This window comes from Bacillus cereus group sp. Sample62, assembly GCF_036851315.1.
GTDB classification, from domain to species: Bacteria; Bacillota; Bacilli; order Bacillales; family Bacillaceae_G; genus Bacillus_A; species Bacillus_A wiedmannii.
The window spans coordinates 4,159,943-4,180,690 of record NZ_JAFLPK010000001.1 but is presented as its reverse complement, the minus strand read 5'-3'; the positions used below and the strand labels follow the sequence as shown (position 1 = coordinate 4,180,690).

Below are 20,748 nucleotides of genomic sequence, written 5' to 3'. Positions count from 1 at the left end.
TGAAAGCGGGTATCTCAAAATGAGATACCCGCTTATTTTATTTTTCAACTGTATTGTTCTTAAAGAAGTGTTTTACATACCCTACAAATTCTTGTGGCTCTTGACGAAATGGTGCATGATAACCTTTTTCGATAATATGGAAAGTACTATTTTTTAAGAATTGATGATACGTTTCTCCTTCTTTCCAAGAGACGCTACTATCATTTCTTCCCCATATAATTAAGGTTGGTTGTTTAATTTCATTTGCATTGATTTGAAGACGTCTAGGCCATAATTTCATTTTATTGTAATGCTCTTCATCATTACGCTTGGATTTCACTTTGCTCTCATCATAATCTGCAATAGTAGAAACGGTATTTAAATCAGTCGATAACTGTGGTTTTGATGAACCTTGTTTATTAACGAATGTATGAGGGCCGCCTGTAGCGTCGGTTAAAATAAGGTGGGTAACGGCTTCAGGATATAAATACGTTAAATTAAGGGAAATTTCTCCACCCATTGAGTGTCCTAGTATCGCAAACGAATCATAACCTAGTTTTTTCATTAATTTATAATACAAATTTGCATGGGTTGGGAAAGAATAGTAAAAATCCATTGGCTTAGATGAGCGCCCGAATCCTAAAGCATCTACAGAAATAATTGTACGATCTTTTGCCAAGTCTGAGTAAATCTTTTGAAAACCATCTGACGATCCTCCAAATCCATGGATCATAAGTAAAGGTGGTTTTTCATTACCAATCTTTTTAAAGTAAATGGTTTGACCATCTATTTCTACCATTTTTTCTTCGGTAGCTAGTTTCGCTGTAAGTGTATTTTTAACTTGTTTTACTTGTTCTACTGGCTTTTCTGCTGCACTACATCCTACTAAAAGTGTAAGAGTAAGACAACCTACCATAAAATAGCTAAATCGCTTCAATGAGGTGTCCCCTTTCTAACATAACGCTGTGTCTATCATAGCAAATAGCATATTACGATTTCCAGGAAGTTGGCTACCATTTTTCATCATAAGAGGTGAAAGAAGCGTTTCTTGGAAATTTTCTGTTTGAAGAAATTTACGAAATGAAAATTGTGAATGTGGGACATCGATCCTTACTGTGCCATTCCAACACTCGCAGATCTTCTTTAATAATTGAATAGCATCCTTCTCTTGCTTTGCGATAAGTGGAGTGATGCATAATATATTACCTTTTTGTATACATAAGGAAAAAGCTTCTATACAGTTATTTCTCTCAATTTTAAAAGAGTGTATGGCTCTTGGTAATAGCGATGAGTAAAGTAAGGAACGATTAGCTCCAGTTGTAATTTGATCGAGAGAAATAAGTGATATAAGGTCTGTTTTTTTCACTTGTTGTGTATGAGCGATATGTGTCTTAGTAGTTTGTTTTTCAAAACGATGAATCGTCGTTACTGTTTGAAATTCGAATGATGTATAAAGAGGCTCACCAGCTTTTGTTGCAATAAGTGCAATTGGTTTTTTTAGTTGAGTGTGTTCTAAGCAACGACTTAGCAACATCCGCCCGATGCCTCGGCCTTGAAAATTAGGATGGACGATTAACATGCCAATAGTAGAAAAACTATTTTTAAAAGGAAATACTCCTCCAGCTGCAATCAATTTATTTTCATGCATATAACCGATAAGTGTGCCGAGAGAAAGATACATTTCGAATTGTTTTTTCATAAATGCTGTATCTTGTAACCATCCAATAGATTTGCAAAGGTCGAGTAAATCAAAAATAAAAGATTCATCTAGATTTATTGTTTTCATAAATGCTCACCACATTTCTATTAATTTTTATAAAAGTAGATTGAAATTGTTAAATAAGAGATTTACTTTAAATGAAATCCAACTTATTTATATTTTGATTGTAAAGGGGAAGGAGGTTGCTATGAAAGGACAAAGTTATACAAATTATAACTGATATTTACATAAGTTAACAAAAAATTTACATATAACTAATTTTCTCTTAATAGTCTTCTATTAAATTTGATAGTGGGAAATGAATAACCTAATTAGGGGGACAATATAGTGAAAAAGTTTGTAAAAAAAGCATGGCCATTTGCAGTTGTGGCGTCGTTAGCTGTTACTTCGGTAGCAACATGGAATTTTACTCGTTCTAGTGAGGTTAATGCAGATGAGAGCGGAAGCAATGCAAAGATTAAAAATGTCATCGTATTAATTGGGGATGGTATGGGACCTTCATATATGACGGCTCACCGTTATATGAAAGATAATCCAAAAACTTTTGAGATGGAATCTACAGAATTTGATAAGCATCTTGTAGGAACGCAAAAGACATATCCGGAAGATGAACATGAAAATATTACAGACTCTGCATCTGCAGCAACAGCTATGTCAGCAGGAATTAAAACATATAATGCAGCAATTGCAGTTGATAATGATAAAGCAGAAGTGAAAACTGTTCTTGAACAAGCGAAAGAAAAAGGGAAATCAACAGGATTAGTTGCTACTTCTGAAATTACACATGCAACACCAGCGGCTTTCGGTGCGCATGACATTAGTCGTAAAAATATGGACGCAATTGCAAATGATTATTTTGATGAGAAAATTAAAGGAAAGCATAAAGTAGACGTTATGCTTGGCGGCGGTGTAAATAACTTTGTTAGAAAAGATCGCAATCTTACAGAAGAATTCAAGAAATCTGGTTATAGCTACGTAACAGATCGAAATCAATTGTTAAATGATAAAAACGATCAAATTCTAGGTTTATTTGCACCAGGCGGATTAGATAAAATGATTGATCGTACTGATAAAACACCTTCATTAGAAGAGATGACAAATGCAGCAATTGATCGTTTGAATAAAAATAAAAATGGTTTCTTCTTAATGGTTGAAGGAAGTCAAATCGACTGGGCTGGACACGATAATGATATCGTAGGTGCAATGAGTGAAATGGAAGACTTTGAAAAAGCATTTAAAGCAGCGATTGAGTTTGCGAAAAAAGATAAAAATACGTTAGTCGTTGCAACGGCAGACCACGCTACTGGCGGATTATCTTTAGGTGCGAATGGTGAGTATAACTTTAAAGTAGATCCGATTAAAGCTGCAAAACGCACACCAGAATTCATGGCAAATGAGATTGCAAAAGGTGCAAATGTGGAAGAAACATTGAAAAAATATATTGATTTACAGTTAACACCAGAAGAAATTAAAGCGGTAAATGATATAGCTCCTTCAAAAGATGTAACAAAGATTGATAATGCGATTGAGGATATTTTCAATAAGCGTTCGGTTACAGGATGGACGACAGGTGGACATACAGGGGAAGATGTAAACGTATATGCATTTGGCCCAGGTAAATACTTGTTCTCTGGCGTTCAAGAGAATACAAATATCGCTAAACGTGTCTTTGATATTGTTGGCGGTGGCGATCCGAATAAAGGAAGACGCTAATTATAAATGAAAGTGAGGCGAAATGCCTCACTTTTCTTTTTAGGAGATGGGAAAGATGAAGGCTTTTTTCATGGGAATAGGATCCCTTCTAATAGGTATAGTATTGCTAGTCGGGTGTCAATCCAAGGAGAATCATATAGAACAAAAATCTACTACAAAAACTGAGGAAAAGGTACAAATAACGAAAGAAGAAGAAAAATCGATTCAAGATGTTATCGAGGAATTTGTACGGACGACAAATGAAAAAAATCTTGCTGAACATATGGAGTTATTCTCAAAGAAGATGCCTAGTGCTGAAGATTTAAAAACACAAAAAGAAGCCGCTTTTCAAAAGAGAAATAAGAAAATTGAATTGGAACATATAGACATGAAAGCTAGCAAAGCAGGGTATGTTGTAGTTGAAACAAAGGAAAAGGAAATAGATGGGGAGGTCACTCTTCAGAAAAATGTACAGTATGCGCTTGGAAAAGAAGAAGATGGCTGGAAAATTGAAGAAGTTCGCACGATAGGGAAGAAGTAAAGTGAAACTTTAATCAGGGAGTCTTCCTACCTGTAAATAGCGAAATAAAAAAGGTTCTCATTGGCGAGAACCTTTTTTTATAGTGGTAACATAATTTGATTTGAGCATGCTTCGATTTCATCAATATCTTGGCGGATTGTTGCCATTTTATTATCAAGATCTTCAGCTTTCATTGCTGCATCATGTAGTTCATCTTTTAAATACTCAGGTATTTTCCCCTCATATTTATAATAAAGTTTATGTTCTAAACTTGCCCAAAAGTCCATAGCAAGTGTACGTAACTGGATTTCTGCAAATACATCTTTTGTACCAGAATTTAGGGATAAAGGATATTTAATAATCATGTGTAAACTTTTATATCCGTTTCCCTTTGGATTAGCGATATAATCTTTTACTTCTATGACTTCCATATCTTCACGCTTTTGAATGACTTCTTTTAAATGATAAATATCTTCTACGAAGCAACATGTAATACGAATGCCAATGATATCTTGTAAATGCGTTTGCGCATGTTCAACTGTCGGTAATAAATTTTTACGCTCAAGCTTTTTAATAATACTTTCAGGTTGTTTTAATCTTGTTTTTATATGTTCAAACGGGTTGTAATCCTCTAAAAATTGAGCTTCCCGGTTCATAATTTCAAATTTAGTTTTTAACTCTTCTAAAGCAAATGTATACGGTAGTACAAAAGCTTTCCAGTAGTTAACTGTTGATTGATTATATTCCATTTATATACACACCTTTTCCTATTTACAAGTGAGGTTGTTATTATACTAAATACCAAAGCATATAAGCGCAAGCAGCAAATGATGAAATCATAAAACGATATTTAGTTTTCATACTTTCAACTCCTTTCGAGTAAGATTCTATATGAATAAACGTGATTGTTAATAAATTCACTATGTACAATTCTTATAGTAATAGATTCGTGTGAATTTCGTATGAACTAATTGTTTCAGATTTTTGTCTTTTTTTTGTAAATCATCATTATTATCCATAATTTAAAGTGTTTTCATTTGATTTATTCAATTGTATGAATTAATGTATATTTGAATTTACGGTTATTAAGGAGGCTATACGGTGAACTTTGAAGAATTAGCAGTTGCCAGACGTTCCGCAATGAAATTTGAACAAGGAATAGAAATCCCTGATGAGGATTTTAAAAAAATATTTGAGCTAACAAAGCTTTCGCCATCTTGTTACAATTTGCAGCATACACATTATGTTGTAATTCGTGATCAAGAGCGAAAAGAAAGATTAAAGGAGTTAGCTTTTAGGCAATATAAAGTATCGAGTGCATCTGCGGTAATACTTGTTTGTGGTGATAAGAGAGCATACCAAAATGTCGAAAATATTTATTTTGGTATGAAGGTTTTAAAGATGATTGATGAATGTGAATATAAAGATACAATTAAGCAAACGAAAGGGCTATATGAAGGAAAAGGAGAACGCTTCATGGAAGAGGAAGCGATTAGAAATGCATCGTTAAGTGCGATGACTTTTATGTATGCAGCTAAATATTACGGCTATGATACGTGCCCAATGATCGGTTTCGATGAAAAAGCAGTGCAAAGTGAATTGAATATGCCGGAGCATGTAGTACCTGTTTTAATGATTACGATAGGAAAAAGCGATACTACTAAAATTCGCCCACGAGGATATCGAAAGCCGATTAGTGAGTTTGTTACATATGAAACATTTTAAAAAAAGGTATAGATTACAAAACAAAAGGGTTCTATTTAGATCCCTTTTGTTTTGTAATTGACAAATAGAATAAAGTTATATAACATATAAATCGTAATCATTACGTTTTAGTTTGCGATCTTTGAAAGAAAGGAGAATTGCATATGCGTGTAAATATTACATTAGCTTGTACGGAGTGCGGTGATCGTAATTATATTTCTAAAAAAAATAAACGAAACAATCCAGAGCGCATCGAACTAAAAAAATATTGTCCACGATTAAAGCGAGTAACGCTACATCGTGAGACGAAGTAGAAGACTAGAGATATCTCTAGTCTTTTTTGTTTATAGTTATTTAGTTTTGTTTGTTATAATTACCTTAAATTGTAATAGAGGGAGAGGTATGATGGATCAAAAAGATAAAGAAAGAAAAAAGCAAGTGGCTCATATGATTGACATTCCAGATGATTATAGGCTTGTCGTAGATGATCAAGAAGGTGTGGATGACCCATATCATCTATTATGGTGGGAACATAAAGAGGATGAGGAGAGAACGATACAAGTTACGCTGAATAGACATACTGGTAATTTAATTGAATTTAGTATAGATGATAAAAAATATTTTTCGAGTGGTAAGGAAGCGATAGGAGAGAATAAAGCAAGAGAGATTGCAAATGCATTCTTAAAAAAATATACAAAAGAAGGATATGAATTTTATACATATGTAACGGTTAAGGACGACAGGCGTGGTCGGAAAGAAGTAAATTTTATGCAAGAAGTGAATGGTTATCCATTGCCGAATACAGGGTGTGTCGTGCAAGTTTGTCCTTCAGGTAATGTTGTGCATTTTCGTTATAATGGACAAAAAGCTATCGAGAAAAAAACGTTATGGCCAAGTGAAATTATTGAGGAGAACGTTGTCTTAGAAAATTTGAAAGCTAGACAAGATATGAGACTTGTATTTGTGGATTTAACACACTCTTCATGTGAGTATGAAAATGGAGAGGAAGTAAAAGGGTACCATCTTGTATATGAGCCAGAACCTAGTCATGCATCTATTAATGCAAGTACGGGAGAAGATTTATTTGGACCAAAACATTATAAATTACCGCCAACAGTAGCTGTTGAAAAAATAAAAAAAGATAGCCGGAAAGGTGACATATTCGAATTATTTGACTGGGATAAAGAAAGTTTTACAAAAGTAGATGAGACGGAAAATGATGATGGAATAAGGATGAAATTTGTTCCGAAAGAGGAATTACAAAAACAGAAAGAAGAAAAAAATCCGTATTTAATGAATGAATTCTTTAAAAAGCATTTACCGATGTTAAAATATAATAATTTAATTGGCATTACGGTTGATAAATCTACCAATGAATTAATTGGCTTTATAAAACTGACAGACGATAAAGAAGTAAAGCAAATACTGTCTAGAGAGGAATGTTTACAAAAAGCACTTCAATTTTTAGAACAAGTTATTCCAGATATCACACAATATCTACGTCTTTGGGAGGAACGTGAAGAAGCAGAAGATGGGATTGAAAGATTTATCTTTTCTGTATATATAAATGATATTCCGGCAGAGTATAACCAATTTATGATTAACATCAATGCGGAAAACGGTGCAGTGATGCACTACTCTGGAGAGCCTAGCAACCTTATAAAAGAATTACTTACATACGAAACAACACCAAAAGTAACAAAAGAAAAAGCGTTAGAAATATACAGAGAGGCTATTCGAGTTAAATTAGAATGGTCTATAGATCATGATGTAGAGGAAACGGTATATCAATTGTTGTATAAACAAACAACGGGTGAGAAGTATAAAGAATTCTTCGACGGTAGTCGAGAAATTCGTTATATTGATGCGCATACCGGGAAGAAAATTTGGAGTGAATATTAGTAAAAACCAATCGATACGTATCGATTGGCTTTTACTATGTTCTTATAATCATTTATTAATTGCTGTTAAGTGGTTGAAGAATACCATCTTGAGCTTTTGACCAATCATATAGGTTTCCATCAGATCCCACTGCAAAATTTAGTGCACGAGAGTTTTCAGGAGATTCGCGTCCGTATAATACGTCGTATAGCTTAATACCATTTATTGTGCCAATTAGTTTGTCTTCGCTGGAGCCGTAACGAATTTCATTTGAGCGAGCTCCCATTCTTTTTTCTAGAACTTTTATAGCATCTTCACTTGTGAATGTAATAGTATCAGTTTGTTTATTTGGTTGCTTAGCTGGTTGTTGCTCTTTTTGTGTGTTTTTAGATTCTGCTTCAGGTTTCGTATTATTTTCAGTTTTTGCATTGCTCTCAGTTTTTACGTTGTTCTTAGCTTTTGCACTGTCTTCAGTTTTTTGGCTATCTTCCGTTTTTGTACTGTCTTTTGATACGGCAGTATCTTGTTTAGTAGCCTCAGTTTTTGTAGGAGACGTTTGTTGTCCACAAGCTGAAAGTAAGAAAAATGATGCTGTAAGTATTACAAGGTTTCTGATTTTTGATGTAGCGTATCGCATGAAAACACCTCTTTCAAAATTTTGGAACCTTACATATTGCAATGAATTGGAAAAATATTCAAGGTATGAAAGACTTATTTCGTTCGACAAAAAGCTAAGGATTCCATATTTATATCGTACAGACACAAACAACCTCACGCCCACATACACATAATAAAGACCACTATTTTGGCGGAGGTGAAAGGTTTGAGTCTATTCGCCGCAATTGGATATATGGTTCGAGAAGTGTTTGTCTTTGTTTCTTATGTGAAGAATAATGCGTTTCCGCAGCCGTTATCATCAGATGATGAGAGAAAGTACTTAGAGTTAATGGAGCAAGGTGATGCTCAAGCGAGAAATCTGTTAATTGAACATAATTTACGGCTTGTAGCTCATATCGTTAAAAAATTTGAAAACACAGGGGAAGATGCAGAAGATTTAATTTCAATTGGTACAATTGGGCTCATCAAAGCCATCGAGAGCTATTCGGCTGGAAAAGGAACAAAACTTGCGACGTATGCAGCACGCTGTATTGAAAATGAAATTTTGATGCATTTACGTGTACTGAAAAAAACGAAAAAAGACGTTTCACTTCATGATCCAATCGGGCAAGATAAAGAGGGGAATGAAATATCGCTTATCGATATATTAAAATCAGAGTCTGAAGATGTAATTGATATGATTCAGCTTAGTATGGAGTTAGAAAAGATTAAAGAGTATATCGATATTTTAGACGAACGAGAGAAAGAAGTAATCGTGAAGCGTTTTGGACTGGGGCTTGATAAGGAGAAAACGCAACGAGAGATTGCGAAGGCACTTGGTATTTCAAGAAGCTACGTATCAAGAATTGAAAAGCGCGCTTTAATGAAAATGTTCCATGAATTTGTAAGAGCTGAGAAAGAGAAAAAAGCGAAAGAATAACGTACATTGCAAGCAGCCATATTTTAAAATGGGCTGCTTTTCTTTTTGTCAATAAGGAAAGAAAAAGAGTTGTGTTCAGAATAAATCTATGTTCACTGTTGAAAATGACGGATTCTATCTGTAATATTAGAGGGTGCTAAACAATTTAAGAATAATACCATACTTAGTTTTCCGCATGTATAATGAAACAGTTCTATATGATATGTGGGAATAAGAACCAATTTTACATATGATATAGAAGGAAAAGAAGGGGAAGCTAAAGTTATAGACTGATTAGGAGGTTTCGCAATTTGCGACGTACATTATATCGACTTATGATCGAACTTACAAATGGTCGTTTTACTTCTTATATATTACGTAAATTTGCACAATCTCGTTTGAGCTCTATCATTATTCCATCGTATGCGAAAGTTTTTCAAATTAACCAAGATGAGATGGAAAAGGGTTTGAAGGAATATAGAACATTGCATGAATTATTTACGCGTAAGCTAAAAGAAGGAAAGCGTAGTGTTGATACAGATGCATCGAGTATCGTTAGTCCTGTTGATGGTGTTTTTGCTGATCACGGTCCTATTGAGGACACAAAAACATTTGATATTAAAGGTAAGCGTTATTCAATCGTGGATATGCTAGGTAATGAAGAACGTGCAAAGCGATATGCAGGTGGTACATACATGGTTATTTATTTAAGCCCAAGTCATTATCATCGTATTCATAGTCCGCTTTCTGGTTCTGTGACTGAAAGGTTTGTACTTGGTAGAAAATCATATCCGGTAAATGCAGCTGGTATGGAATACGGGAAAGAGCCATTATCAAAAAATTATCGCTCTGTTACAGAAGTAAATAGTGACGGTGAACATATGGCACTTGTAAAAGTAGGAGCTATGTTTGTCAATAGTATTGAGCTGTTGCATGAAAGAAGTACTGTTCAAAAAGGTGAAGAAATGGCATACTTTACATTTGGCTCAACAGTTGTGTTATTGTTTGAAAAAGATATGATAGAAGTAGTGCAGAATTTGAAGAGTGGACAAGAGCTTCGTCTTGGTGAAAAAATTGCTACTCGTTCGGCTCATAAGTAAAGAAAACATTTTATAACTGTAAGCAAGAGTTATGGACAAAGATGCTTAATGATGAAATTCCCTAGATGGGAGTACTTGTTTATTCGAGAGCCATCGCAGGATGGCTCTTTTTACAAGTTAGCTCATTGAAATTTCACTTTATATGTAATCAAGACGATTTGACAAGCTTGTCCTCTAATGAGCGTCTAATCATTTCTTGTTTTATAAGTAAAATGAAGTCGGGATTTAATTTTAGTTCTTTTGCTTTATAATAAGACTCAGTGAGTAACTCAGTAGATAACTGTTCCATATATTTTGTTTTCAAGGTGAGTCACCTCCTAATAATTTAAGGATTGATTCGTTGTTGCATTTAATGTACCAAAAAAATATGACAGTCACAAACGAGTGGTTATCCACATACCTAGGTGGATAAAATGTGTATAGATTGTTAGTAAATTCCAAATCAGCTGAAAAATTAATGTGGAAAATGTGTACAATTTTATCCACAGGTCATATATCGAAATATGCTGTCGAAAAATTTTTATGAAAACTCCTCAAAGAGGTGAAAGAAATTGAAGCTATTTTTACCAAATGAATATGTGAAAAATGTATATCATGTTCAACCAGAAGATTTGAAAAAACGTGGAATTAAAGGTGTCATTACTGATTTAGATAACACGTTAATTGAATGGGATCGTCCAAATGCAACGCCACAACTTGAAGAATGGTTTTTGAAAATGAAAGAGCAAGGCATTCAAGTAACGGTCGTTTCAAATAATAATGAGCAACGTGTGAAAGACTTTGCTGATCCATTAGGTATTCCATTTATTCATAGTGCGCGTAAGCCATTTGTTCGCGCGTTTAAGCGTGCGATACAAGAGATGGACCTGCAGCCAGATGAAGTTGTAGTAATTGGGGATCAGTTACTAACGGATGTGTTAGGTGGAAACCGAGTGGGACTTCATACGATTTTAGTTGTACCGGTAGCACAAACGGACGGATTAGTAACGCGCTTTAATCGAAAAATTGAACGAAGAATTATGAGAAATATGAAGAAAAAAGGTTTAATTAACTGGGAGGAATAAAGTTTGACTGAAACAATTAAATGTATTGGTTGCGGTGTAGAAATTCAAACAGAAGATAAAAATGAAGTAGGATATGCTCCTGCCTCATCTTTAGAGAAAGAACAAGTAATTTGTCAACGCTGTTTTCGCTTGAAGCATTACAACGAAATTCAAGATGTATCATTAACAGATGATGACTTCCTACGTATTCTAAACGGAATTGGAAAATCAGATGCATTAGTAGTTAAGATTGTAGATATTTTTGATTTTAATGGTAGCTGGTTACCTGGTTTACATCGTTTCGTGGGAAATAATAAAGTATTACTTGTTGGAAATAAAGCTGATTTAATTCCTAAGTCAGTAAAACATGATAAAGTAAAGCATTGGATGCGCTATAGTGCAAAGCAGCTAGGATTAAAGCCAGAAGATATCTTTTTAATTAGTGCAGCAAGGGGACAAGGGATTGCTGAGCTGGCAGATGCTATTGAGTATTACCGCGGCGGAAAAGATGTTTACGTTGTTGGATGTACGAATGTAGGAAAATCAACATTTATTAATCGTATGATTAAAGAGTTTAGTGATGAGACTGAAAATGTAATTACAACATCTCATTTCCCAGGAACAACACTTGATTTAATTGATATTCCGTTAGACGAAGAATCTTCTTTATATGATACGCCAGGTATTATTAACCACCATCAAATGGCTCATTATGTTGGAAAAGAAAGCTTAAAGCTTATTACACCAACAAAAGAAATTAAGCCGATGGTGTTCCAATTAAATGAAGAACAAACATTATTCTTCAGTGGATTAGCACGTTTTGATTATGTAAGTGGTGGTCGTCGTGCATTTACTTGTCACTTCTCGAATCGTTTAACAATCCATCGTACAAAGCTTGAGAAAGCAGATGAATTGTATAAAAATCATGCTGGGGATTTACTAAGCCCGCCAACGCCAGAAGAATTAGAAAATATGCCAGAGTTAGTGAAATACGAATTTAATATTCGTGAACCAAAAACGGATGTTGTATTCTCTGGATTAGGATGGGTTACGGTAAACGAACCGGGAGCAAAAATTGTTGCACACGTACCAAAAGGAGTAAGTGTTTCGCTACGTAAATCTTTAATTTAATATGGAGAGGGATTTATGAAACAATTATATGGTGTAATCGGAAATCCAATTGGACATTCATTATCACCCGTTATGCATAACGATGCATTTGAACACTTGAATATGGATGCCCATTATCATGCATTTCTTGTTAAAGAGGAAGTGCTAGGGGAAGCAGTAAGAGGTTTAAAAGCATTAGGTATTTCAGGATTTAATGTAACAACTCCGCACAAAGTTGCTATTATGGATTATTTGGATGAGATTGACCCGCTAGCAAAACAAATTGGTGCAGTAAATACAGTGGTTCATAAGGATGGGAAATTGATTGGCTACAATACAGATGGAATTGGTTTTGTCCGAGCGCTGCAGTCAATTAGTAGTGAACCCCTTCAGGAGAAACGTATTTTATTGCTTGGCGCAGGTGGTGCTAGTCGAGCTATTTATTTTTCTCTTGCTGATGTAGGTGTGAAAGAGATTGATGTAGCTAATCGTACAGTAGATAAGGCGAAAGAACTTATTGCTGCATGTACGGCTACTGTTAATTCTGTTGCTTTATCGCTAGAAAAAGCAACAGAAGAACAAGGGAATTATGATATTATCATTCAGACGACAACGATAGGTATGCATCCACGCGTCGAACATACGCCATTACAAATTTCTTCGTTAAAAAAAGGGACGATTGTATCAGATATAATTTATAATCCATTTGAAACGAAAATTTTATGTGAGGCAAAAGCGCAAGGTGCAATGATTCAAAATGGTATTGATATGTTTGTTTATCAAGGGGCGCTTGCATTTGAAATGTGGACAGGGCGTGTACCGAATATCGATAGAATGAAACAATTAGTTATAAGAAAGCTTGGAGGCTAACATATATGTTAACAGGAAAACAAAAAAGATTTTTACGTGCACAAGCACATCATTTAACACCGATTTTTCAAGTAGGAAAAGGCGGAGTAAATGAAAATATGATTAAACAAATCGCAGATACTTTAGAAGTTCGTGAATTATTTAAAGTAAGTGTGCTACAAAACTGTGAATTCGATCGTCGTGAAGTTGCAGAAGAACTTGCAACAGGCGCACGTGCTGAAATTGTTCAAGTAATTGGAAGTACAATCGTTTTATACAAAGAATCTAGAGAAAATAAACAAATTAAACTTCCGCGATCAAAAGAATAGCATATGCTATTTTTTATCTTAAGTGCGTAATGATGTAGAGAGCGAAACCAATTGAACTTTTATTAACAGTGAACTCTCTTCGGATAGGAATGAAGAGAGTTACTGTAGGTAAAAGGAAGGGGCGTTTCTTTTGAGAAAAATTGGCATCATTGGCGGTACATTTGATCCGCCACATTATGGGCATTTGCTAATTGCAAATGAAGTATATCACGCTTTGAATTTAGAAGAAGTATGGTTCTTACCGAACCAAATTCCACCGCATAAACAAGGGCGGAATATTACAAGTGTAGAAAATCGCTTACAAATGTTAGAGCTTGCGACTGAGGCAGAGGAACATTTTTCTATTTGTTTAGAAGAGCTAAGCAGGAAGGGCCCATCTTATACGTATGACACTATGTTACAATTGACGAAGAAGTATCCGGATGTGCAGTTTCACTTTATTATTGGTGGAGATATGGTTGAGTATTTACCAAAGTGGTATAATATTGAAGCTTTACTTGATCTTGTAACGTTTGTTGGGGTTGCAAGACCTGGTTATACATTGCGTACACCTTATCCTATCACCACTGTGGAAATTCCGGAGTTTGCAGTTTCTTCATCTTTATTGCGTGAGAGATATAAAGAGAAGAGAACATGTAAATATTTACTTCCTGAAAAAGTACAGGTGTATATCGAGAGGAATGGGTTGTATGAATCGTGAGAAAGCACTTCATATTGTCAAACAACAAATGCATGAAAAACGTTATATACACACAATTGGTGTAATGGAGACAGCAATTGAACTTGCTAAGTTATACGGTGTGGATGAAAAAAAAGCTGAAGTTGCAGCTATATTCCATGATTATGCGAAGTGTAGAGCGATTTCTGAGATGGAAGAGATTATTAAAAGTGAAAATTTGCCGAAAGATTTACTCTGTTATAACAAAGAGTTATGGCATGCACCTGTTGGGGCATACTTAGTAGAAAAAGAAGTAGGCATTACAGATCCTGAAATCCTGCAAGCTATTACATATCATACAAGTGGTCATGAGAGAATGACGATGTTAGATAAAGTAATTTATGTAGCTGATTACATTGAGCCTGGGCGAAAGTTTCCAGGGGTGGAGGAAGCTCGTAAACTCGCATATACGGATATAAATCAAGCTTTATTATTTGCGTTAAAGCGAACAATTCAATTTTTAATGGAAAAAAATCAAACGATTTATCCATTAACATTCCAAACATACAACGCAGTTATCAAGGAGGAAATTAGTAAATGAAAGATAAAGATTTATTAGTATTAGCAGCAAAAGCGGCTGATGATAAGAGAGCAGAAGATATGGTTGTCCTAAATATGCAAGGTGTTTCACCAATTGCAGATTATTTCATTATTTGTCACGGTAACTCAGATAAGCAAGTGCAAGCAATTGCGCGTGAAATTAAATCAAAAGCACATGAGTTTGAAATCGACGTACAACGTATGGAAGGTTTTGACGAAGCACGTTGGGTATTAGTTGACCTTGGAGATGTAGTTGCTCATGTATTCCATAAAGATGAGCGTAATCACTATAATTTAGAGCGTCTTTGGGGCGATGTACCGCGTGAGGATATTACAGACGAGCTAGACCAATGAAATACGAACAATTTGCATTGTTGTACGACGAACTAATGAATGATGTTCCTTATGATAAATGGGTGGAATTCACTGAGGAAAGTTTACAGCAAGCGGATATGAAAGAGGCGAAGATTCTTGATGTAGCATGCGGTACGGGTAATGTAACACTTCCGCTTGTACAAAAGGGTTACGATTTAATCGGTGTCGATCTTTCAGAAGAGATGTTAACGGTCGCTCAGCAAAAACTAGGCGGAGAAGGATACTTTATTCCTTTTTACCAACAAGACATGCGAGAGCTTGACGTTCCGGGTGAGTTTGACTGTGTAACTATCTTTTGTGATTCATTAAATTATGTATTGCAAGAAGATGGAGTGCAAGAAACGTTTCGCAGAGTGTTTCACCATTTACGTCAAGATGGTTTGTTTTTATTTGATGTACATTCTTTGTATAAAATACATCATGTATTTCAAAATGAAACATACACAGTGAATGGAGAGGAAATATCTCTTATTTGGAATTGCTTCCCTGGTGAAGAATCAAATAGTGTAGAACATGATTTAACATTCTTTGTTCAAGACCCAGAAGAAGATGTGTACCATCGTTTTGACGAATGTCACGTGCAACGTGCATATCAGGTTGAAGAGTTAACAAAATGGCTTGAAGAAGCTGGGTTTACAGTGCTTCGTGTGACTGGTGACTTTGAGCGACTTGAAGTTACAGAACAAACAGAGCGTATTTTCTTCATGGCGAAGAAAAACGCATAAAACAAAAGCAACCGAGAAGGTTGCTTTTGTTTTATAAAGAAGTTGTAATTTTAGTTCTAGCATAATAGGAAGATGATATACGTGAAGTGTGAAAATGCTAGTTTAAGTGAAAATGTAATGTAAAAAAGTAAGTATTTATAAAAAGGATTTGGAATGACGATGACGTATTTATTATGTGTGTTTATTGAATTGCTGATCAACGCATTTTAAATCTTCATCAAATTTCTCGTGTGTCCGCTCGATTAATTTATGAAACATATCCCCAACATGTTCTTCTAAAACACGAATGCCTTCTCCTGTAACGCCGCCTTTAACACATACTTTTTCTTGTAAAGTAGGCAATGTGAAAATCTCTTTTTCAAGTAGTTTCCCCATTCCAACGACCATTTCACTTACTAAAGTAGTGGCTTCTTCATGTGTAATATTTGTTTTATCTACAGCAGCGTTAATGAAACATTGTAATAAATAACTAAAGAATGCAGGGCCGCAGCTTGCTATATCAGATGAAACGCGCGTTATATCTTCTTCTATCATAAGGGGAGTAGAAATGTTTTTGAATAGGCGAAATAGCTTTTGTTGCCACTCTTCAGAGCATTTACTTCCAAATGTAAATAGTGATGCGCCAGACAGGGCGCGGTTTGTAATGCTCGGAATGATACGTGCAATGTGGCAAGGTACAAGTGTCTCTAATTGTGACGGAGATATTGGGCTTGTGATAGAAACTAAGCACTTTTCATCAGAAAAATGTTCAGCGTATTTTTGTAGGATCGGGTATATATCTATCGGCTTTACGCAAATAAAAATAAGATGTGATCGTTCGATTACCTCATCGATAGTTTTGGCTATGTGAACAGAAGGGTGTTTTTCCTTTATATGATATGCTTTGGCGGGCGTTCGATTAATGATTGTAAGGCACGAAGGTTTGACAGCACGGGTTTCTAAAAATGCGTCGATTAGTATATTCCCCATGTTCCCTGTCCCTATAATTCCTATGTTCAATGTTTCATCCCTCCTTCGTAACAGCTTTCTCCTAAACAATATGAATGATGTTATAAATTTATGATTAGAGGTGTAAAATGATGTGGGATTTTCCAAAGAAATGGTTAGGATTAGTAGCTATTATTGGAACTGTACTTTTTCTTCTTTTTTGGAAAACGAACCAGCATACAGAGCGAACGGTCATTACAACGGATGTTCAAGCGAAAGAGCTAGAGAAAAAAAGTAAACCGAAAATATCGGATACAAAGCAGCAGAAAAAAATAATTGTAATTGATATGAAAGGGGCTGTTGTTAAAGAGGGGGTGTATGAAATGAAAGAAGGGGACCGGGTCAAGGATGCCATTGAAAAGGCAGGTGGTTTTTTACCCGAGGCAGATAGGAAGAAGGTGAATTTAGCGCAAATAGTACAAGACCAAATGATCCTTTATGTACCGAATGAAAATGAACAAGTGCAAGAAGTAGCTGCTATTTCAAAGGGGGAGGGGAAAGTTCAAATAAATGCAGCTTCTAAAGAACAACTTGAAAAAATTACAGGTATTGGTTCTCGGAAAGCAGAAAGTATTTTGAAATATCGAGAAGAACATGGTCCTTTTCAGAAAATAGAAGATTTGTTAGAGATTGATGGGATCGGTGTGAAGTCATTGGAAAAAATAAAAGATCAAATTATTATTCCGTAAAAGATTGACGAAGTTTTTCTTCATTCGCTACACTACAAGTAGACAAAAAAGTAGGTGAAAAATATGGAACGAATTTCATGGGATCAATATTTTATGACGCAAAGCCATCTGCTATCTTTACGTAGTACATGTACAAGGCTTGCAGTAGGAGCGACAATCGTTCGTGATAAACGAATTATTGCTGGTGGATATAATGGTTCAATTAAAGGTGGCGTACATTGCATAGATGATGGATGCTACGTTATTGATAATCATTGTGTTCGTACAATTCACGCAGAAATGAATGCTTTATTACAGTGTGCAAAGTTCGGTGTGAAAACGGAGGAAGCGGAAATTTATGTTACGCATTTCCCTTGTTTACAATGCTGTAAGGCGATTATTCAAAGTGGTATTACAGCAGTTTATTATGCGCAGGATTATAAAAATCATCCATATGCCGTAGAGTTATTTGAAAAAGCGAATGTAACAGTGAAACACGTTCCGCTAGAATATAATATTGCGGCATTAGAGGATCAAAAGCGCCATATGGAGTTAAAAGAACTATTTGCATCTTTAGAAAAAGAAAACTTATCAATGGAAGAATTACAGCATGTATTCACGAAAGCAAAAATGATGCTATAAGGAGTGAGTATGAGTTGTATGGACAATGGGGCTATGTTGCAATCTCGTTTATCGTAGGGATTGCGATTGCCTTTTCCACTTCAGTTTTATTGCTGACTTGTTGTCTCGTTTTGTGTGTTTTCTTTTGTTTATACCGTACTTCGCGTAAAACCTTCTTTTTTTGTATGTTAGCGTGTTTTAGTGGCGCTATGTACACTACGTATATTCAAGGGCAAAACAAGCCTCTAGGAGAACCTTACGAAGTTACAAGGGGGGTAATACAAAATACACCTCTTATTAACGGGGATCGCCTATCATTTCAAGTTGAAGATCAGAATGAAAATATAGTGCAGTTAAGTTACAAAATTAAATCAGCCTCGGAAAAGAAACAACTGCGACAATTATATGCAGGAGTATCCTGTGTATTCGAAGGTGAGAGGAAAGAACCACCAATAGCTCGGAATTTTCATGGTTTTAATTATCGTGATTATTTGTATAAGCAAAATATTCATTTCATATTGGAGGCTACATATATTTCTGAATGTCATAAAACATCGTTGTCACTCGTGCAATGGATTCTTCTTTTGAGACAGCAAGCAATCTCGGGCGTTACAGAAATGTTTCCAGCGCAATCAGGTGCTTTTATGAATGCATTAGTATTTGGTGATAGACAACAAATGACATTTGAAGTTGAAGAGCAATATCAGCAATTTGGTCTTGTACATTTGTTGGCGATTTCAGGATCGCATATCGTATTGTTAATGGTGATTGTGTATTTTATTTTGCTAAGAAGTGGTGTGACGAGGGAGATAGCGACCGTATGTCTTATCTTTTGCATTCCTCTATATATGATTTTAGCAGGAGCATCCCCGTCTGTTATAAGAGCTTCTATAACAGGAGTTTTGATGTTGATTGCTTTCGTATGTTCTATTCGTTTATCTAGCTTAGATGCTTTAAGTGTTACAGCTATATGTATGCTTATATTTGATCCGTATCTTGTTTTTAATATTGGCTTTCAGTTTTCGTTCGTTGGTAGTTTCGCCTTGATTTTGTCAGCCCCGATTTTACTAGATAGTAGTAAAGGAGTAATCCGAAATTCCATTTATATTTCTTTTATTTCACAACTCGTTAGTACTCCGATTTTGTTATATCACTTCGGTTATTTTTCTCCATATAGTATTTTTCTTAATATCCTATACGTTCCGTTTTTATCTCTCATTGTATTGCCGTGTAGTATTATCATTTTGGTATGTATACCAATCGTCCCGTTTTTTGCAAAAGGACTTGCGAATGTACTATCAATAGGTTTGAATATTTCTAATGATTTTCTAAGTTATTGTGAAAATTTACCGTTTATCCGCCTTATTTTCGGACAAACACCTATACTTCTTGTAGCTCTATATTGCACGAGTATTGTTAGTATATTGATGGTTTGGGAAAGGCGGGTGTCGAAGGAAATTATGTTCGTAGCTTCGGGTATGTTTCTTTTGGTTTGTACATGTCATTATGTATATCCGTATTTTCGAGAAAGTGGGAGTGTTACATTTCTTGATGTTGGGCAGGGAGACGCAATTTTAATTCGCCTCCCGTACGATAAAGAGATTTACCTCATTGATACTGGTGGAACAATGCGTGCAAATAAGGAAGAATGGCAACGGAAAAAGCACGAATTTTCTGTTGGAAATGATATTTTAATCCCGTATTTACAAAAGGAAGGGATTAAAACAATCGATAAATTAATCGTAACGCATGGAGATGCGGATCATATAGGTGCTGCGCAAGATTTATTATCGAATATGACCGTAAAAGAAGTTGTATTTGGCCGAAAGGAACAAGATGCGGTATTAGAAAAAGTATTAAAGAAACAGGCGTTAGAAAAGGAAGTGAAAATAAGTGAAGTGGGGGAAGGAGAGAGTTGGAGCGTAAATGAAGCGGAATTTTTTGTACTAGCTCCAACAGGAAAAGCGAGAAGTGAAAATAACGCTTCAATTGTTATGTGGGCAAAATTAGGAGGGTTAACGTGGTTGTTTACAGGTGATTTAGAAGAAGAAGGAGAGAAGTTTTTAATAGCTACGTATCCAGATTTACGGGCGGATGTTTTAAAGGTTGCTCATCATGGGAGTAATACGTCATCTATAGCGCCTTTTTTGAGCGCTGTACAGCCTGATGTAGCGATTATTTCTGTCGGTGAGCGTAATAGGTATGGGCATCCTCATAAGGAAGTTGTAGAGCGTTTAGAGAAGATGGGGATTGAAATATGGCGTACGGATAAGCAGGGTGCTATTTCCTATGTATTTAAAGTGGAACACGGAACCTTTCGTAGCAAAATCACATATGATGAAACACATAATAGATAAAAAAGAAGACTGCCAGTAAGCAGCAGTCTTTAAGAACCGATAAATTTAATAACAGTTGCAATGATGAAAAGTGTTGCGAAAAAACCAAATGAGACGATAAATCCTACCCCTGAATCAATAGCGTCATTGCGTTTACTTTGAACGTTTTGTTCAAAATCATTCATTTAGAATCCCTCCCCAACATTCCACTTTAGTATAAAATATTGTCAGAAAAAAATCTACAATTTCCATATGAAGAGAAATCGAGCGTTTTTACTACTTTTAGATTATTAAGGAACGTGAGTTTTTTGTTTCCAAGCATGTTAACAGTTGGC

General features: G+C 35.3%; 25 protein-coding genes. 18 read left to right on the top strand and 7 right to left on the bottom strand.

The window, feature by feature from the left end; genetic code table 11:
• Window positions 1-37: 37 nt before the first annotated feature.
• Window positions 38-916 (bottom strand): alpha/beta fold hydrolase, encoded by an 879-nt coding sequence (locus tag J0835_RS21325; protein WP_087982032.1) that lies wholly within the window; start codon window positions 914-916, stop codon window positions 38-40.
• A gap of 15 nt (window positions 917-931) precedes the next feature.
• Entirely contained in the window at window positions 932-1,765 is an 834-nt protein-coding gene (locus J0835_RS21320; protein ID WP_087982030.1) for a GNAT family N-acetyltransferase, read from the bottom strand.
• 261 nt (window positions 1,766-2,026) lie between these two features.
• Between J0835_RS21320 and J0835_RS21315 the strand changes: the two genes are divergently transcribed.
• Both J0835_RS21315 and J0835_RS21310 read left to right on the top strand, forming a co-directional pair.
• Window positions 2,027-3,412 carry an alkaline phosphatase gene (locus J0835_RS21315; protein ID WP_087982026.1) on the top strand — a complete coding sequence of 462 codons (1,386 nt, stop codon included), beginning with the start codon at window positions 2,027-2,029 and terminating at the stop codon, window positions 3,410-3,412.
• 55 nt (window positions 3,413-3,467) lie between these two features.
• Complete coding sequence (locus J0835_RS21310; RefSeq protein WP_087982024.1) at window positions 3,468-3,932, top strand: hypothetical protein; 465 nt, start codon at window positions 3,468-3,470, stop codon at window positions 3,930-3,932.
• 77 nt (window positions 3,933-4,009) lie between these two features.
• Here the strand turns inward: J0835_RS21310 and J0835_RS21305 are convergent, their stop codons facing one another.
• Entirely contained in the window at window positions 4,010-4,660 is a 651-nt protein-coding gene (locus J0835_RS21305; protein ID WP_087982022.1) for a GTP pyrophosphokinase, read from the bottom strand.
• Between the two features lie 352 nt (window positions 4,661-5,012).
• Here J0835_RS21305 and J0835_RS21300 point away from each other — a divergent pair, with 352 nt between their 5' ends.
• The 3 genes from J0835_RS21300 (at window position 5,013) to J0835_RS21290 (ending at window position 7,517) form a co-directional block, all read left to right on the top strand.
• On the top strand, window positions 5,013-5,636 hold the full coding sequence (locus J0835_RS21300; RefSeq protein ID WP_087982020.1) for a nitroreductase family protein: 624 nt from the start codon (window positions 5,013-5,015) through the stop codon (window positions 5,634-5,636).
• A gap of 143 nt (window positions 5,637-5,779) precedes the next feature.
• A complete protein-coding gene (rpmG, locus tag J0835_RS21295) occupies window positions 5,780-5,929 on the top strand; it encodes a 50S ribosomal protein L33 (RefSeq protein ID WP_001265617.1) in 150 nt (49 codons plus the stop codon).
• A 91-nt stretch (window positions 5,930-6,020) separates the two neighbouring features.
• Complete coding sequence (locus J0835_RS21290; RefSeq protein ID WP_087982018.1) at window positions 6,021-7,517, top strand: YcdB/YcdC domain-containing protein; 1,497 nt, start codon at window positions 6,021-6,023, stop codon at window positions 7,515-7,517.
• A 55-nt stretch (window positions 7,518-7,572) separates the two neighbouring features.
• Here the strand turns inward: J0835_RS21290 and J0835_RS21285 are convergent, their stop codons facing one another.
• A complete protein-coding gene (locus J0835_RS21285; RefSeq protein ID WP_087982016.1) occupies window positions 7,573-8,133 on the bottom strand; it encodes a hypothetical protein in 561 nt (186 codons plus the stop codon).
• Between the two features lie 186 nt (window positions 8,134-8,319).
• On the opposite strand from J0835_RS21285, the gene sigK reads away from it, so the two are divergent.
• The gene (gene sigK / locus J0835_RS21280) at window positions 8,320-9,033 is read left to right on the top strand and encodes an RNA polymerase sporulation sigma factor SigK (protein WP_000051382.1); all 714 of its coding nucleotides are present in this window, start codon (window positions 8,320-8,322) and stop codon (window positions 9,031-9,033) included.
• A gap of 290 nt (window positions 9,034-9,323) precedes the next feature.
• The gene (locus J0835_RS21275) at window positions 9,324-10,112 is read left to right on the top strand and encodes a phosphatidylserine decarboxylase (protein WP_048562268.1); all 789 of its coding nucleotides are present in this window, start codon (window positions 9,324-9,326) and stop codon (window positions 10,110-10,112) included.
• Between the two features lie 148 nt (window positions 10,113-10,260).
• Here the strand turns inward: J0835_RS21275 and J0835_RS21270 are convergent, their stop codons facing one another.
• Window positions 10,261-10,416 (bottom strand): sporulation histidine kinase inhibitor Sda, encoded by a 156-nt coding sequence (locus J0835_RS21270; RefSeq protein ID WP_000853283.1) that lies wholly within the window; start codon window positions 10,414-10,416, stop codon window positions 10,261-10,263.
• Window positions 10,417-10,663: 247 nt separating this feature from the next.
• Between J0835_RS21270 and J0835_RS21265 the strand changes: the two genes are divergently transcribed.
• The 8 genes from J0835_RS21265 (at window position 10,664) to J0835_RS21230 (ending at window position 15,801) form a co-directional block, all read left to right on the top strand.
• The gene (locus J0835_RS21265; protein WP_087982014.1) at window positions 10,664-11,176 is read left to right on the top strand and encodes a YqeG family HAD IIIA-type phosphatase; all 513 of its coding nucleotides are present in this window, start codon (window positions 10,664-10,666) and stop codon (window positions 11,174-11,176) included.
• A 3-nt stretch (window positions 11,177-11,179) separates the two neighbouring features.
• Window positions 11,180-12,286 carry a ribosome biogenesis GTPase YqeH gene (yqeH, locus tag J0835_RS21260; RefSeq protein WP_087982012.1) on the top strand — a complete coding sequence of 369 codons (1,107 nt, stop codon included), beginning with the start codon at window positions 11,180-11,182 and terminating at the stop codon, window positions 12,284-12,286.
• A gap of 15 nt (window positions 12,287-12,301) precedes the next feature.
• Window positions 12,302-13,135: a shikimate dehydrogenase gene (gene aroE / locus J0835_RS21255; RefSeq protein WP_087982010.1), complete on the top strand. Its 834-nt coding sequence runs from the start codon at window positions 12,302-12,304 to the stop codon at window positions 13,133-13,135.
• A 5-nt stretch (window positions 13,136-13,140) separates the two neighbouring features.
• Complete coding sequence (gene yhbY / locus J0835_RS21250; protein WP_087982009.1) at window positions 13,141-13,443, top strand: ribosome assembly RNA-binding protein YhbY; 303 nt, start codon at window positions 13,141-13,143, stop codon at window positions 13,441-13,443.
• Between the two features lie 130 nt (window positions 13,444-13,573).
• Complete coding sequence (nadD, locus tag J0835_RS21245) at window positions 13,574-14,143, top strand: nicotinate-nucleotide adenylyltransferase (protein ID WP_001226041.1); 570 nt, start codon at window positions 13,574-13,576, stop codon at window positions 14,141-14,143.
• Entirely contained in the window at window positions 14,133-14,702 is a 570-nt protein-coding gene (gene yqeK / locus J0835_RS21240; protein ID WP_087982007.1) for a bis(5'-nucleosyl)-tetraphosphatase (symmetrical) YqeK, read from the top strand. The genes nadD and yqeK overlap by 11 nt, the downstream gene beginning before the upstream one ends.
• A complete protein-coding gene (gene rsfS / locus J0835_RS21235) occupies window positions 14,699-15,055 on the top strand; it encodes a ribosome silencing factor (protein ID WP_087982005.1) in 357 nt (118 codons plus the stop codon). Before yqeK ends, rsfS begins: the two co-directional genes overlap by 4 nt.
• A complete protein-coding gene (locus J0835_RS21230; RefSeq protein ID WP_000873068.1) occupies window positions 15,052-15,801 on the top strand; it encodes a class I SAM-dependent methyltransferase in 750 nt (249 codons plus the stop codon). The genes rsfS and J0835_RS21230 overlap by 4 nt, the downstream gene beginning before the upstream one ends.
• Before the next feature lie 171 nt (window positions 15,802-15,972).
• On the opposite strand, the gene comER is transcribed toward J0835_RS21230, so the two are convergent.
• Window positions 15,973-16,800: a late competence protein ComER gene (gene comER, locus J0835_RS21225; RefSeq protein ID WP_001020539.1), complete on the bottom strand. Its 828-nt coding sequence runs from the start codon at window positions 16,798-16,800 to the stop codon at window positions 15,973-15,975.
• A 77-nt stretch (window positions 16,801-16,877) separates the two neighbouring features.
• On the opposite strand from comER, the gene J0835_RS21220 reads away from it, so the two are divergent.
• From J0835_RS21220 to J0835_RS21210, 3 genes are all read left to right on the top strand, one after another.
• Window positions 16,878-17,477, top strand: a complete 600-nt coding sequence (locus J0835_RS21220; RefSeq protein ID WP_087982003.1) for a helix-hairpin-helix domain-containing protein — start codon at window positions 16,878-16,880, stop codon at window positions 17,475-17,477.
• Window positions 17,478-17,540: 63 nt separating this feature from the next.
• Complete coding sequence (locus J0835_RS21215) at window positions 17,541-18,098, top strand: ComE operon protein 2 (protein ID WP_000439786.1); 558 nt, start codon at window positions 17,541-17,543, stop codon at window positions 18,096-18,098.
• Between the two features lie 14 nt (window positions 18,099-18,112).
• Window positions 18,113-20,434 (top strand): DNA internalization-related competence protein ComEC/Rec2, encoded by a 2,322-nt coding sequence (locus J0835_RS21210; RefSeq protein WP_087982002.1) that lies wholly within the window; start codon window positions 18,113-18,115, stop codon window positions 20,432-20,434.
• Between the two features lie 29 nt (window positions 20,435-20,463).
• Here the strand turns inward: J0835_RS21210 and J0835_RS21205 are convergent, their stop codons facing one another.
• Window positions 20,464-20,598, bottom strand: coding sequence for a YqzM family protein (locus J0835_RS21205; protein WP_000997609.1), 135 nt, complete (start codon window positions 20,596-20,598; stop codon window positions 20,464-20,466).
• Between the last annotated feature and the right edge of the window lie 150 nt (window positions 20,599-20,748).